13 protein-coding genes are annotated in these 13,868 nt (G+C 58.1%); 9 read left to right on the top strand and 4 right to left on the bottom strand.

What is annotated here, in order from left to right; all coding sequences use genetic code 11:
• The first annotated feature begins 76 nt into the window (after positions 1-76).
• From AC2FFA_RS16515 to smpB, 3 genes are all read left to right on the top strand, one after another.
• A complete protein-coding gene (locus AC2FFA_RS16515; RefSeq protein WP_496852435.1) occupies positions 77-490 on the top strand; it encodes a c-type cytochrome in 414 nt (137 codons plus the stop codon).
• A 201-nt stretch (positions 491-691) separates the two neighbouring features.
• Positions 692-1,234 carry an isopentenyl-diphosphate Delta-isomerase gene (gene idi, locus AC2FFA_RS16510; RefSeq protein ID WP_117871659.1) on the top strand — a complete coding sequence of 181 codons (543 nt, stop codon included), beginning with the start codon at positions 692-694 and terminating at the stop codon, positions 1,232-1,234.
• A 58-nt stretch (positions 1,235-1,292) separates the two neighbouring features.
• Positions 1,293-1,769, top strand: a complete 477-nt coding sequence (gene smpB, locus AC2FFA_RS16505; RefSeq protein ID WP_117871661.1) for an SsrA-binding protein SmpB — start codon at positions 1,293-1,295, stop codon at positions 1,767-1,769.
• Here the strand turns inward: smpB and glpK are convergent.
• From glpK to panB, 3 genes are all read right to left on the bottom strand, one after another.
• Entirely contained in the window at positions 1,766-3,244 is a 1,479-nt protein-coding gene (glpK, locus tag AC2FFA_RS16500) for a glycerol kinase GlpK (RefSeq protein WP_496852434.1), read from the bottom strand. The genes smpB and glpK overlap by 4 nt on opposite strands.
• Before the next feature lie 69 nt (positions 3,245-3,313).
• Positions 3,314-4,165 (bottom strand): pantoate--beta-alanine ligase, encoded by an 852-nt coding sequence (gene panC / locus AC2FFA_RS16495; protein WP_496852433.1) that lies wholly within the window; start codon positions 4,163-4,165, stop codon positions 3,314-3,316.
• Positions 4,162-5,001: a 3-methyl-2-oxobutanoate hydroxymethyltransferase gene (panB, locus tag AC2FFA_RS16490; protein ID WP_299899610.1), complete on the bottom strand. Its 840-nt coding sequence runs from the start codon at positions 4,999-5,001 to the stop codon at positions 4,162-4,164. Before panB ends, panC begins: the two co-directional genes overlap by 4 nt.
• Before the next feature lie 169 nt (positions 5,002-5,170).
• Here panB and AC2FFA_RS16485 point away from each other — a divergent pair, with 169 nt between their 5' ends.
• The 6 genes from AC2FFA_RS16485 (at position 5,171) to AC2FFA_RS16460 (ending at position 12,671) form a co-directional block, all read left to right on the top strand.
• Positions 5,171-6,658: an ABC transporter substrate-binding protein gene (locus tag AC2FFA_RS16485; RefSeq protein ID WP_496852432.1), complete on the top strand. Its 1,488-nt coding sequence runs from the start codon at positions 5,171-5,173 to the stop codon at positions 6,656-6,658.
• Positions 6,659-6,720: 62 nt separating this feature from the next.
• Positions 6,721-7,791, top strand: a complete 1,071-nt coding sequence (locus AC2FFA_RS16480; protein ID WP_496852431.1) for a ligand-gated ion channel — start codon at positions 6,721-6,723, stop codon at positions 7,789-7,791.
• A 40-nt stretch (positions 7,792-7,831) separates the two neighbouring features.
• Positions 7,832-8,779, top strand: coding sequence for an ABC transporter permease (locus tag AC2FFA_RS16475; protein ID WP_496852430.1), 948 nt, complete (start codon positions 7,832-7,834; stop codon positions 8,777-8,779).
• Positions 8,776-9,591: an ABC transporter permease gene (locus AC2FFA_RS16470; protein ID WP_496674569.1), complete on the top strand. Its 816-nt coding sequence runs from the start codon at positions 8,776-8,778 to the stop codon at positions 9,589-9,591. The genes AC2FFA_RS16475 and AC2FFA_RS16470 overlap by 4 nt, the downstream gene beginning before the upstream one ends.
• A complete protein-coding gene (locus AC2FFA_RS16465) occupies positions 9,588-11,186 on the top strand; it encodes an ABC transporter ATP-binding protein (protein ID WP_496852429.1) in 1,599 nt (532 codons plus the stop codon). Before AC2FFA_RS16470 ends, AC2FFA_RS16465 begins: the two co-directional genes overlap by 4 nt.
• A gap of 33 nt (positions 11,187-11,219) precedes the next feature.
• Complete coding sequence (locus AC2FFA_RS16460) at positions 11,220-12,671, top strand: aldehyde dehydrogenase family protein (protein ID WP_496852428.1); 1,452 nt, start codon at positions 11,220-11,222, stop codon at positions 12,669-12,671.
• A 16-nt stretch (positions 12,672-12,687) separates the two neighbouring features.
• Here AC2FFA_RS16460 and AC2FFA_RS16455 read toward each other — a convergent pair whose 3' ends face one another.
• Positions 12,688-13,848, bottom strand: coding sequence for a hypothetical protein (locus AC2FFA_RS16455; RefSeq protein WP_496852427.1), 1,161 nt, complete (start codon positions 13,846-13,848; stop codon positions 12,688-12,690).
• Positions 13,849-13,868: the final 20 nt, after the last annotated feature.

Genomic DNA, 13,868 nt, shown 5'->3' with positions numbered 1-13,868 from the left:
GCGGCAATCTGCGCGTTGACTCTTTTTTGCGCCGACGGTCCATTCGGCGCAGCCATATTGTATCGGAGCAAAAGCTATGAATCGCATCCTCGCTACCGCAATCGTCGGTCTTCTGGCCCTTCCTGCTTATGCTGAAGGCGACGCTGAGGCGGGCAAGAAAACCTTCAACAAGTGCAAGTCCTGCCACATGATCGCTGACCCGGCAGGCGAAGTGATCGTCAAGGGTGGCAAAACCGGCCCCAACCTTTACGGAATCGCTGGCCGCACCGCCGGTACCGTTGAGGGTTTCAAATACGGAGACAGCATCGTTGCTGCGGGTGAGAATGGTCTGATTTGGGACGAAACTACATTTGTCGAGTATGCTCAGGACCCGAAGGCATTTCTGAAATCCTATTTGGATGACACGTCTGCCAAGTCGAAAATGACATTCAAACTGAAAAAAGGAGGCGAAGACGTCTATGCCTATATCGCAAGTGTATCGGGTGAATAACGCCTGATACTGCGCACCTATACCCAAGGACCAAAGGCCGCAGCCCCTGCGGCCTTTGGTGCGATTGATAACATTGTAGAACAGCGACACTCTGATATCAGACGGCGTATCGCGAAAAAACGCCGCAACGCCACGCCGACCCGGCAACAGCTATATTCAACATCAGCGCCCGTCAGGCGGATTGGCAGCAGGAGAGGACAGATGGGTATCATGATCCCAGCTTGGGTCAATGGTGAGTTGACCCCTGTAGACAAGCTCGAAGTTCACGAAAAGGGGCTCAAGCACAAGGCTGTGTCGGTTTTTGTTGTTCGGGGTACCGAGATACTGTTGCAGCGCCGGGCGCTCGGTAAATACCACACGCCCGGCCTTTGGGCGAACACCTGCTGTACGCATCCAGATTGGGACGAAAGCTCGTCCACCTGTGCCGTGCGCCGCCTGCATGAAGAGCTTGGCATCACAGGTCTTTATCCCGAATACCGACACCGTCTGGAATACCACGCCGACGTGGGCAACAGCATGGTGGAAAACGAGGTTGTCGACGTCTTTCTGGCCCATGTTCGCGGCCCGCTGAAAATCGCGCCCAACCCGGATGAAGTCATGGAAATCCGTTGGATCGATTATCACGATCTGCTGGCCGAGGTGAAACGTCATCCGGACCGGTTTACGCCCTGGCTGAAGATATACCTTCACAACCACGCCGACACGATTTTTGGCCCTGATCTGATCATTTCGGCCAAATCCTGACCCAGGCTGAAAATCCGTGCCTTGCAAGGGCGGCTCAGGCCGCCTAAATCAACGCGTTATGGCGAAACAGAAGACAGACCCGAATTACAAGGTAATTGCCGAGAACCGGCGCGCCCGCTTCGATTATGCAATCGAAGAGGACATCGAATGCGGTATCGTTCTGCAAGGGTCCGAAGTCAAATCCCTGCGCGCGGGCGGCTCCAACATCGCCGAAAGCTATGCCATCGTCGATGACGGAGAGTTGTGGCTGGTCAACAGCTACATCGCGCCGTATGAGCAGGCCAAAGTGTTCAAGCATGAAGAGCGCCGCCGTCGCAAGCTGCTAGTGTCCCGCAAACAGATGTCCGATTTGTGGAATGCAACCCAGCGCAAGGGCATGACGCTGGTGCCGTTGGTTTTGTATTTCAACCACAAGGGGCTGGCCAAGATTAAGATCGGCATCGCCAAGGGTAAGAAAACCCATGACAAGCGCGAAACCCAGGCCAAGCGCGATTGGTCACGGCAGAAACAACGCTTGTTGAAAGACCACAGCTAGAACGCCATCGCCGCCTGTACCGCGCGTTGCCAACGGTCATAGGCCGCATCGCGGTCGGCTTGGTCCTGCGTTGGCTCGAACCGGCGATCCAGCGCCCATGTTTCCGCAAACCCGGCCTGATCCGGGTAAATTCCGGCTTTCATGCCTGCCAGCCATGCGGTGCCAAGGGCCGTCGTCTCCTGCATTACGGGGCGATCCACAGGCGCGCCAAGACAGTTCGACAGGCCTTGCATGGTCCAGTCAGACGCGCTCATCCCGCCATCGACACGCAGGATGACGTCGGCGTCGGCGCCCCAGTCTCCCTGCATGGCGTGCCACAGGTCGCGGGTCTGGAAGGCGATGCTTTCCAGCGTGGCGCGGGCGATCTCTGCCCGGCCTGAATTGCGTGTCAGCCCGAACATCGCGCCGCGGCAATCGGGTTTCCAGTAGGGTGCGCCAAGGCCGGTGAAGGCTGGCACAAGCACCACATGCTGGTTTGGATCGGCCTGATCCGCAAGTTCGCCACTTTGCGGAGCTGAATCAATGATCTGCAACGCGTCACGCAGCCATTGCACGGCGGCCCCTGCGATAAAGATCGACCCCTCCAGCGCATAGGTTCGCTGGCCGTCCAGCTGGTAAGCGATCGTCGTCAGCAGGCGGTTTTTCGACTGAACCGGCTGTGCGCCTGTGTTCAGCAGCGCAAAGCAGCCCGTGCCATAGGTTGATTTCATCATACCGGGCCGAAAACAGGCCTGCCCGATGGTCGCGGCTTGCTGGTCGCCTGCTACGCCCAGAATAGGAATGTCGCCCCCGAACAAAGTGGTGGTTCCGAAATCCGAGGCGCAATCCTTCACTTCGGGCAAAAGGTTCATGGGTACATCCAGCAGATCGCAAATCTCGGCGCTCCATGCGCCCTTGTGAATGTCGAACAGCAAAGTACGCGCGGCGTTGGTGGCATCGGTTGCGTGAACATGGCCTTCGGTCAGCCGCCAGATCAGGAAGCTGTCGATCGTACCGAACAGCAATTCTCCGGCTTCTGCCCGCGCGCGGGCACCCGAAACGGTATCCAGCAGCCATTTGACCTTGGTGCCCGAGAAATAGGGATCCAGCAGCAGACCGGTCTGAGCGGTGACGTCATCCTCGCACCCGGCTTGCTTGTAGCGGGCACAGATATCGGCGGTGCGGCGGTCCTGCCAGACGATGGCATTGTGGATGGCCTTGCCGGTTTCTCTATCCCAGACAACCGTCGTTTCGCGCTGGTTGGTGATTCCGATACCGGCGATCTGATCCGCTGAAACACCGGTGGTTTCCATCACCTCACGGCATACATGCAAAACGCTGGACCAGATATCCTCGGGGTCGTGTTCAACCCAGCCTTCCTGCGGAAAGTGCTGAGGAAATTCCTGCTGGGCGGTGCCCACAGGCCGCATCTGCGTGTCAAACAGAATGGCGCGCGAGGATGTGGTGCCTTGATCGATTGCCAGAATATGGGTCATTTCCGCTCTCCCCCGGTATCGTTTTGCCGGACTTTAGCGCAAACAATGGCGCAGGGGCCAGTACAGAAATCAGGCCGGATTGACCGGAATATTGTCGATCAGGCGGACGCCGTCTGTCCAGGCCGTGACGAACAGGCGGGCTGGCTGGGTGGCGCTGGACAGGCTTTCCAGCGTCTCAGCACAGCGGAGGTCGATATACTCGACTTCGGTGAAACCGACCTTCAGCAAGGTTTCCTTGGCATCCTGCGCCAGCATGGCAAAGCGTGCTCCCTCGGCCAGATCGTCGGCCACCTGCCGCATGACGCTGTTCATTTGTTCTGCGATCTTCAACCCTTGGGGGGAAAGAAGAAGGTTGCGCGACGACATCGCCAGGCCCGACGGTTCTCGTACGGTCGGGCAGCCGATCACCTCGATTGGGATATTCAGATCGCGCGCCATCCGGCGGACAACCAGCAGCTGTTGATAGTCTTTTTCCCCGAAATAGGCTCGATCCGCTCGTGTTTGCAGGAACAGCTTGGCGACCACCGTGGCCACGCCTTCGAAATGTCCGGGGCGGAAAGGGCCTTCCATCACGTCGGTCAGACCGGCGACCGATACCGTCGTCGAAAACCCTTCCGGATAGACTTCCTGCGGGTCCGGCACATAGACCGCATCGACTCCGTACGGGGCAAGCTTTCGGGCGTCCTCATGTTCGGTGCGGGGGTAATTTGCCAGGTCTTCGGGGTTATTGAACTGCTTGGGGTTCACAAAGACCGTCACGATCACCCGGTCGCAGCCCTGTTTCGCCGCCTGTGCCAGTGACAAATGCCCCTCGTGCAAAGCGCCCATGGTCGGAACCACGCCGATGGTCTCACCGTTTCGATGCCAAGTGGTGGTTTTGGCACGCAGCTCGGCCAGAGAGCGCAAAATCGGTGCGGTCATGTCTTTTGCCCTTTGGCCGGAGCCTGATCGGCAAAGACGTGTTCGTCTGCCGGGAAGGTCCGCGCGCGGACTTCGGCGGCGTATTCCGCAATGGCCGTTTCTGCCAACGGACCCAGCTCGGCATAGCGTTTGACGAATTTGGGTTTGAAGGCGGTGAAAAAGCCCACCATGTCGTCCACGACCAAAATCTGCCCGTCACAGCCCGCAGATGCACCGATGCCGATGGTCGGGATCGCAATCTCTTCGGTGATCTGGTTCGCCAGACCTTGGGGCACTTTCTCCAGAACGACCGAGAACGCGCCAGCCTCGGTCACGGCGCGGGCGTCTGCCATGACGGCTTCGGCCTGCTCGTCACGGCCCTGCACCTTATAGCCGCCCAGCGTGTTGATCGATTGCGGCGTCAATCCGATATGAGCCATCACCGGGATGCCTCGTTTCACCAGAAAGCGGATGGTTTCAGCCATTTCGACCCCGCCTTCCAGTTTGACCGCGCCTGCACTTGTGTCCGCCATCAAGCGTGCGGCGTTACGAAAGGCTTGTGTCGGGCTTTCCTCATAGCTTCCGAAAGGCATGTCGATGACCATCATCGCCCTGTCCAGGCCGCGAGACACGGCTTGACCGTGCAGGATCATCATCTCCATCGTGACCCCCAGCGTGGAGTCCAGCCCGTGCAGCACCATACCAACGCTGTCACCGACCAGAACAAAGTCGCAATGCGCGTCCATCAGGCGCGCCATTGGCGTGGTATAGGCGGTCAATGAGACCAGCGGCTCGCCACCTTTTCGGGCGCGAATATCCTCGGCGTTCGGGGCTTTCTTGCGGGCGGTGGCGCTCATGGATCGCTCCTGCAGTATTATGTTGCAGTGCGGCATAGCAGATCGGACGGGGCCGAAGAAACCCCGGTTGCGCGAACATTCCCTTGATTGACCTCAGGTTTACAGGAAGACTGTCGGTAAAACGGCCCTGAAAACAAGGGCACAACCAGTTTCAGTAGGGAGAGTTCACATGACAAAATTCATGTTTCGGACATTTGCATCGACCCTGGCCGTAGGGGCCAGCCTGCTTGCCACGCAGGCTTTGGCCAAGTCGGACATCACTATCGCGATGCAGCTTGAACCCCCGCATATGGATCCGACAAGCGCCGCAGCGCAAGCCATCGATTCGGTGGTCTATACTAATGTTTTCGAAGGCTTGACCCGCTTCATGGGCGATGGTTCGGTTGTGCCCGGCCTTGCCGAAAGCTGGGAGATATCCGAGGACGGTACGGTCTACACCTTCAAACTGCACGACGGGGTGACTTTCCATGACGGCACGACCATGGATGCAGAGGATGTCAAATTCAGCCTTGATCGCGCGACCGCCGAAGACAGCGCGAATGCACAGAAGGCCCTGTTTGCCGGTATTGAAAACGTGGAAGCGACGGACCCGCTGACCGTCAAAGTCACCCTGTCAGAGCCAAACGGAAATTTCCTGTTCAACCTGGCTTGGGGCGACGCAGTAATCGTCGCGCCCGAGAGCATTGAAAGCATCAAGACCAATCCAGTTGGCACTGGCGCCTATACCTTTGGCAACTGGGTGCAGGGTGACAGCATCACGCTGAACCGAAACCCCAATTATTGGGGCGAACAACCTGCATTAGAGACTGCAACCTTCAAGTTCATCTCGGACCCAACTGCCGCTTTTGCCGCCATGATGGCCGAGGATGTCGACGTATTTGACAACTTCCCCGCGCCAGAAAACCTGCCTCAGTTCGAGGCCGATCCGCGCTTTCAGGTTTTGGTCGGTTCGACCGAAGGCGAAACGATCCTGTCCACCAACAACAAGCAACCTCCGTTTGACAGTATTCTGGTTCGGCAGGCACTGGCACATGCCATCGACCGGCAGGCCATCATCGACGGCGCGATGTTCGGCTATGGTACCCCGATCGGAACCCATTTTGCGCCGCATCATCCGGCGTATGTCGATCTGACTGGCAATTCGGCTTACGACCCTGAAAAAGCAAAGGCGTTGCTGGCAGACGCAGGATTCGAAAACGGGTTTGAGACCACGTTGCATCTGCCGCCGCCGTCTTATGCCCGCCGTGGGGGCGAAATCATAGCGGCGCAGTTGGCCGAGGTCGGCATCACTGCCGAGATCATCAATGTGGAATGGGCGCAATGGTTGGAAACGGTGTTCAAGGGCAAGGAGTTCGGCCTGACCATTGTCAGCCACACGGAGCCTATGGATATCGGCATTTATGCGCGCCCTGATTATTACTTCCAGTATGACAGCACGGACTTTCAGGCGCTGATGGACACGCTGAACACCACCACCGACCCCGAAGAACGCACCCGTTTGCTGGGTGAGGTACAGCGCCTTATTTCAAGCGACTATGTCAATGGGTACCTATTCCAGTTGGCCAAGCTGGGCGTTGCGAAAGTCGGAGTTCAGGGCCTTTGGGAGAACGCGCCCACCGCCGCAATCGATCTGACTCAGATCAGCTGGTCTGAGTAACAGTACAGCCCGCGCCGCGCTGGGCGGCCCGGGCCTTCCATTGTGTCAGGGTGTTCTCACGCATGTTCTTGCTCCGTGCCATTCCCATCTTGGTTTTAGGTGTTTTCCTGGTGTTCAGTTCTTCGGTCGCCGCCACGGCTCAGAATGTGTTGGGTGGGCGGCTGGATGCCCTGTCCGGAACGCCCGAGAACCCGTTGGATGTTGGGATCGGCATTCGCATCGATCAGATCACCGGTGTTGATCAAAAGGCTGAAAACTACGGCGCGGTTGTGGTCTTGCGGGTGGAATGGACCGATCCTGCGTTGGCGTTTGATCCTGAGGAACAGCGGAGGGATGTCCGGGTCTTCAACCCACCCGACCTTGCCAATCATGCCGCAAGTATCGGTTCTGTTCTGCCGGCTTTTGTCATTCACAATCAGCAGTCCAACAAATGGATTCACGAATCCGCTGCATCCCTGCGGTACGACGGACGGGTGCTGTATGTCGAAAAATCGTCTCTTACACTCCAGGCGCCACATTTTAATTTCCGAAAATACCCGTTCGACACGCAGGAGTTTCATTTCGAGGTCGTTTCGGTCTTTCCGTCAGAATACGTCACTTACCATCCGTTGAACGAATTCTCTGGCCTCGGAGATCAGCTGGGCGAAGAAGAGTGGATTTTGAACAATGCCCGGTTGGAAACGTCTAGGGTCCCGGGGCTATCCGGCAAAGAAAGCGATCAGGTTGCGCTTGTTTTTGAAGGCAATCGACATCTGACATACTACGTCATTCGGGTTTTCCTTCCGATGCTTGTCTTGATCTCGGTCGGCTGGGCGCTGTTTTTTCTGGATGAATACCGCCGGAGGATCGAGATTGCAGGCGGCAACCTTCTGGTCTTTGTCGCGTTCAACTGGGCAATATCCGCTGATCTGCCCAAGCTGGGTTATCTGACTTTTCTGGATTTTGTCCTTCAGTGCATGTTTCTGATGACCGGGGCGCTGATCGTGTTCAACGTCGCACTGCGACGACTGAAAGTGTCCGGCAAGGAGCGAACGGCGCGAACCCTGGACAACTATGCGATCAAATGGATCTATCCACTGGGGTATGCCGCGATCGTGGCCTATGCGGTTTCTGCTTTCCTTCTGGTGCCTTAGACGCTGGACCCGCGCGTGATGTGACCCTAACGTGGTGCCAATGCTCCGCTACGTCCTCAAACGACTGATTTCCTTGCTTGTCAGCCTGGCCGTCGCCTCGGTGGTCATCTTCGCGGTGATCGAGGTCGCCCCGGGTGATCCGGCATCGTTCATGCTGGGCGTCAACGCGCAGGAGGACACGCTGGCCGCGTTGCGGGTCGAGCTGGGTTTGGATGGGTCCAAGATACAGCGGTACCTCAATTGGGTGGGTGGCATGCTGGGGGGCGATTTCGGCACCTCATACACCTACCGCACGCCAGTGTCGCAGATGATCGTGGACCGGCTTTGGGTGTCGTTACCCTTGGCACTTTACGCGCTGACTCTGTCCACCTTGATTGCCTTTCCGGCCGGAATCTATGCCGCTGCGCGTCGGGGCAAACCGGGGGACCTTGCAGTGATGGGGGCGACGCAGCTTGGGATTGCTGTGCCCAATTTCTGGTTTGCGATGATGCTTGTGCTGATCTTCGCCATCAACCTGCGCTGGTTCAATGCAGGCGGGTTTGTGGGTTGGGGCGACGGAGTGTTAGCGGGCCTGCATTCGCTGACCTTGCCTGCTGTGGCTCTTGCCCTGCCACAGGCTGCGATTCTGGCGCGTGTCATGCGGTCGGCTTTGCTGGACATTCTGGGTGAGGACTTCATGCGCACGGCTCGGGCCAAGGGCCTGTCCCGCCGTCAGGCCCTTTGGCGGCATGGGGTGCGAAACGCGCTGATCCCGGTGCTGACCATCATAGGCTTGCAGTTTTCCTTCCTGCTGGCGGGATCGATCATCATTGAACAGGTTTTCTATCTGCCGGGTCTCGGGCGGCTGGTGTTTCAGGCCATTTCTGCCCGTGACCTCATCGTTGTGGAATCGGTCGTGATGCTGCTGGTCTTTGCCGTGATAACTGTCAATTTCCTTGTCGATCTTGCTTATGCGGCCGTGGACCCAAGACTGAGGAGCAGGACATGAGCCGGAACCTGATCCTTGGAGCTTTGCTGTCGTCGCTGGTGGTTCTGGCCGCGTTGGTCTCGTTCGTCTGGACCCCCTACGACCATGCCGTGCTGAACATTCCCGATAAATTGCAGCCACCAAACGGGCAGCATTGGTTTGGAACCGATCATTTCGGCCGCGACATGTTCTCGATGATCATGGTCGGTGCACGTACGTCGATTGCGGTGGCGCTGGTGGCCGTCGGCATCGGCATGGCACTTGGCGTTCCTCTTGGCCTGGCAGCGGCCGCGCGCAAAGGCTCATGGCTGGATGAGGTCATCATGCGTGGCAACGATCTGGTCTTCGCTTTCCCGTCGCTGGTGATCGCCATCCTGATCACGGCAGTCTATGGCGCCGGAGCGATCAACGCCATTGTTGCGATCGGCATCTTCAACATCCCCGTCTTTGCCCGGATCACCCGCGGGGCAGCTTTGTCACTTTGGGAGAGAGAGTTCATCCTCGCCGCCCGTGTGTCGGGCAAAGGAGTGGCGCGGATATCAGCGGAACATATTCTGCCCAATGTCGCCAATCTGCTGATTGTGCAAGGGACCATCCAGTTCAGCCTTGGTATTCTGGCCGAAGCGGGACTGTCATATGTCGGCCTGGGCGCGCAGCCTCCGACGCCCAGCTGGGGCCGGATGCTGGCAGATGCGCAGACGATGGTCAGTTTTGCCCCGCATTTGGCTCTGATTCCGGGGCTGGCGATCATCGTTACAGTGCTGGGTCTGAACTTGCTGGGCGATGGTCTGCGCGACTGGCTGGACCCTCGGATCAGGGTGGCGCGGGCATGAGTTTGTTGCAGATTGAAAACCTGTCGCTGATGATCCACGGGACACCGATCCTGAAACAGGTCAGCCTGTCCATTGCCCCTGGTCAGATCGCGGCCGTGACAGGTGAAAGCGGCTCGGGCAAATCGATGACCGCTTTGGCGGTGATGAGATTGCTGCCACATGGGGCCAGCGTGGAAGGTGCTATCCGGCTGGACGGTCAGGATCTGCTGACACGGTCAGAATCCGATATGTGCACTTTGCGCGGTGCGGCCATGGGGATGGTGTTCCAGGAACCGATGACAGCGCTCAATCCGGTGAAAACCATCGGTGAACAGGTGATGGAAACGATCCTGATCCACAAGGCGATGCCCCAGCCTCAGGCCCGAACACGCGCCGAAGAGGTGCTGACCCGCGTCGGCCTGCCACCTGATCGGCTCCCCCTTTCACGCTACCCGCATGAGCTGTCCGGCGGGCAAAGGCAACGCGTGGTTATCGCTATGGCCATCGCTCTGCGCCCCAAGCTGTTGATCGCGGACGAGCCGACGACAGCGCTGGACGTCACGACACAGGCGCAGATCCTCGACCTGCTCAAGGGGCTGGTGCGCGAATATGACATGGGGCTGCTGATGATCACCCATGATCTGGCCGTTGTCTCTGATATGGCGGATCAGATAACCGTCATGCGCCACGGAGAAGTGGTTGAAAGCGGGGCCACACAGCACCTGCTGCGTCACATGCAACACCCCTATTCCCGAATGCTGTTCGAGGCGTCTGGCCATCAGGTCACTTTGCCGGAACCCGCGCAACCACAAACGTTGCTGGAGGTAAGCCAAGTTGTCCGGGACTACCGCCTGCCCCGAAAAGGCCTGTTGGACGCGCCGCGCCATCACCGGGCAGTGGATGGTGTCAGTTTCTCCCTCAACCGGGGGGAGCGGTTGGGTTTGGTAGGTGAATCCGGATGTGGAAAATCGACCCTAACGAGGGCAATATTGGGCCTGGAGGACGTTCAGTCCGGCCAGATCCGACTGGGTGGTCAGCCGGTTTTCACTGGGCACAAACCCAACCTTGCAGTCCGCCGGAAGATGCAGGTGGTGTTTCAGGATCCATATGGCAGCTTCAACCCCCGCCATCGTGTCGCGCGCCTGATCACCGAGCCTTTCCATTTGCTGGACACCCCGCCAATCGGATCAGAACGACAGGATCGGATATCTGAAATTCTGACGGCCGTTGGCCTCGGCCCCGACGACGCGGGCAAGTACATCCATGAGTTTTCGGGCGGGCAACGACAACGGATCGCTATTGCACGCGCCCTGATCATTCGGCCCGAACTCATATTGTTCGACGAGGCGGTTTCGGCCCTCGATGTTTCGGTCCGTGCTCAGATCCTCGATCTGCTCGCCGAACTGTGTGAAGCCTATGACCTGACCTATCTGTTCATCAGCCATGACCTGAGTGTTGTCCGCACGATCACCGACCGTGTGATGGTGATGCAGTCCGGGCGGATCGTTGAACAGGGTCAGACAAAGCAGGTGTTCGAAGACCCGCAGCACCTGTACACGCAAAGCCTGATTGCCGCTGCGCCCCAGTTGCCCGAGATAAAGTCACTGACGGCGTAAAATCTTTATTTAGAGCCTGATTGGAGGCCCAAAATGACTCAGAAAACTTGGTTTGATCCCACCTTGTGCCTGATCGGCGGGCGCTGGACCCAAGCGGATACGGGCGACAGCCTGCCTTTGATCAACCCTTCGGACGGGACCGAGATTTGCCGAATCGCCCGAGGGTCCGAGGCGGATGTCGACGCGGCGGTCAAAGCTGCCCGATCTGCGTTGAAGGGTGATTGGGGGCGAAAGACGGCCTTGGAGCGCGGCCGTATCCTGACCCGGTTGGGCCAACTGGTGCAGGAACGGGTGGACGATCTGGCGCGGCTTGAGGCGATGGATGTCGGCAAACCGCTGACGCAGGCCCGGGCAGACGCGGTCGCCCTGGCGCGCTATTGCGAGTTCTACGGCGGTGCGGCGGACAAGGTGATGGGCGAGACCATTCCCTATCTCGATGGCTACACCGTCTACACCCTGCGCGAACCGCATGGGGTGACGGGCCATATCGTGCCCTGGAACTATCCGATGCAGATTATCGGGCGTTCGGTCGGGGCGGCGTTGGCCATGGGCAACGCATGTGTTCTGAAACCAGCGGAAGAGGCCTGCCTGACCGCGTTGGCCTTTGCCCATCTTGCGCAACAGGCCGGGCTGCCAGCCGGAGCATTGAACGTCGTGCCCGGTCTGGGGGCCGAGGCGGGTGCAGCGCTGTCCGGACATTCGGGTGTAAACCACATCTCGTTCACCGGTTCTGTTGCCACAGGGGCCCTTGTGCAGCAGGCGGCGGGACGCAACGTGGTGCCTGTGACGCTGGAACTGGGCGGGAAATCCCCGCAATTGGTTTTTGACGATGCCGATCTGGATGCAGCGCTGCCGTTTCTGGTGAATGCGGGTGTCCAAAATGCGGGCCAGACCTGTTCCGCCTCATCCCGCATCCTGGTGCAGCGGGGCGTCTATGAGCAGGTCAGATCGCGCATGGCCAAGGCCTATGAAGAACTGACCGTCGGGCCGGCGATGCAGGATCTGCGCGTTGGGCCGTTGATCTCGGACCGGCAGAGACAGATTGTCAGGGGCTTTCTGAAAACAGCCACGGACCTGACTATCGCTGCGCAGGGGCAGATTGTCGATGACGCGCCAGAAACCGGAACCTATGTCCGGCCCACTTTGTTCGCAGACGTGCCACCAGATCATCAATTGGCACAGGCCGAGATTTTCGGCCCGGTTCAGGTTCTGATCCCGTTTGACACCGAAGAACAGGCTCTGACCATAGCGAATAGTACGGAATACGGCCTCGTCGCCAGCGTCTGGACGCGGGATGGTGCGCGACAGATGCGGTTGGCGAAAGCGCTGCACTCAGGTCAGGTTTTCATCAACAACTACGGTGCAGGCGGCGGCGTTGAATTGCCGTTTGGTGGGGTGGGAAAATCCGGCCATGGCCGCGAAAAAGGGTTCGAAGCTTTGTACGGCTTTTCACAGTTGAAGACAGTTGCCGCGTTTCACGGGTAACATTTACCCAGGCAGTTCAGATCAGCTTTGCTTCCAATGCGTGATTGCCCCAAATCTGTGATGTCCGCGTGGCAGAATGCCCACTGAACCAACCTCCGACGACTTCGTCGGCAACCTTGGCGCTGGGGGGGAACTTTTGTCTGCCGCCGTCTGCCAGGATCACCAAGTCAAACCAGACCCGAACTGAATACGGCGCATTGATCCGGCCTGAATTCAGGTTGTACTTGTGCCAGTGTACCGGGCAGCTTAGGAAAACGACCTTGTTGAATTGTGCCCCCATCTCGGCGGCTTTCATGACGACATTGCAGCCGTGGCTGTGGGCAACCACATCGCAGCCGTGATAAGCCTCAAGATCTACCCAGTTTTTCAGGTGTTTGGCAGCAATATGTCGGCCGCGGTCGGACCACCGGCCCTCCCATTCATAGTAGTTCTGCCCTGAAAAGATGTCGTTGCGATGCGGCTTGATGTAATTGTGCAGATCTCCGACATGGGGATAGTACCATGTGGGGTCGGGATTGACTTCGAAGTGAGTGCCATGAACAAGAAGCAACCCCGGGACACCGGCTTTCTGTTGCGCGGGCGCCGTTGGAACCTTCGAACCCAGCGGGTCTGAAATCAGAGCGGACGACAACACAGTAAGCAAATCTTGCGAGAGCGGCTCCAACTGCGCCCAACGTGCCGTAAACACACCAAGCCAAAGACGTGGCGGAAAAGATTCCGGCGAATACAGTTTGAGGCATGAACTCAGTGCGGCAAGAGCAACAATTGAATCAGGGGCTGCCAGACCAAGCTTCAAAGCAGCGTCAATATGTTCGAGGTTCGGCTGTTCTTCTGCTGCTCTGATCGCCTCGAACAAACGTTGGTAATACCCCTCAGGCTCTGGCGAAGTAAGCAGGTCAACGGGCCTTAGGTCGCCGGGGCCAACAAAGAAACGCATGTATTCGTGGGCGGATATTTGGCGGTCGTCAATTGGCCGGAATCCGAGCATGACAAGCTGTTTGGACAGAACGGCATCGTCAGTTTCTTCCAAATCGCGGTCCAACAGGAAAAGGTCGCTGTCATTGTTTTCGGCTTGCAGAAACTGCGCGCGGGATATCAGGTATGCGGCGTAGGAAAAAAGTGAAAGCTCGTCTCGGGATCCGCCGGTTTCGTAGAAGTTCTTTGGTTCAAAAATCATTGTATCTCAACCTTAATGCT

Source organism: Ruegeria sp. YTSB088 (assembly GCF_059609825.1).
This window is presented reverse-complemented; position numbering and strand designations above follow the sequence as displayed.

Bases quoted from the DNA above. Each gene is read 5' to 3' on its own strand.
- AC2FFA_RS16515 (WP_496852435.1), top strand. From the start codon at position 77: ATGAATCGCATCCTCGCTACCGCAATCGTCGGTCTTCTGGCCCTTCCT.
- idi (WP_117871659.1), top strand. From the start codon at position 692: ATGGGTATCATGATCCCAGCTTGGGTCAATGGTGAGTTGACCCCTGTA.
- smpB (WP_117871661.1), top strand. From the start codon at position 1,293: ATGGCGAAACAGAAGACAGACCCGAATTACAAGGTAATTGCCGAGAAC.
- glpK (WP_496852434.1), bottom strand. From the start codon at position 3,244: ATGACCCATATTCTGGCAATCGATCAAGGCACCACATCCTCGCGCGCC.
- panC (WP_496852433.1), bottom strand. From the start codon at position 4,165: ATGACCGCACCGATTTTGCGCTCTCTGGCCGAGCTGCGTGCCAAAACC.
- panB (WP_299899610.1), bottom strand. From the start codon at position 5,001: ATGAGCGCCACCGCCCGCAAGAAAGCCCCGAACGCCGAGGATATTCGC.
- AC2FFA_RS16485 (WP_496852432.1), top strand. From the start codon at position 5,171: ATGACAAAATTCATGTTTCGGACATTTGCATCGACCCTGGCCGTAGGG.
- AC2FFA_RS16480 (WP_496852431.1), top strand. From the start codon at position 6,721: ATGTTCTTGCTCCGTGCCATTCCCATCTTGGTTTTAGGTGTTTTCCTG.
- AC2FFA_RS16475 (WP_496852430.1), top strand. From the start codon at position 7,832: ATGCTCCGCTACGTCCTCAAACGACTGATTTCCTTGCTTGTCAGCCTG.
- AC2FFA_RS16470 (WP_496674569.1), top strand. From the start codon at position 8,776: ATGAGCCGGAACCTGATCCTTGGAGCTTTGCTGTCGTCGCTGGTGGTT.
- AC2FFA_RS16465 (WP_496852429.1), top strand. From the start codon at position 9,588: ATGAGTTTGTTGCAGATTGAAAACCTGTCGCTGATGATCCACGGGACA.
- AC2FFA_RS16460 (WP_496852428.1), top strand. From the start codon at position 11,220: ATGACTCAGAAAACTTGGTTTGATCCCACCTTGTGCCTGATCGGCGGG.
- AC2FFA_RS16455 (WP_496852427.1), bottom strand. From the start codon at position 13,848: ATGATTTTTGAACCAAAGAACTTCTACGAAACCGGCGGATCCCGAGAC.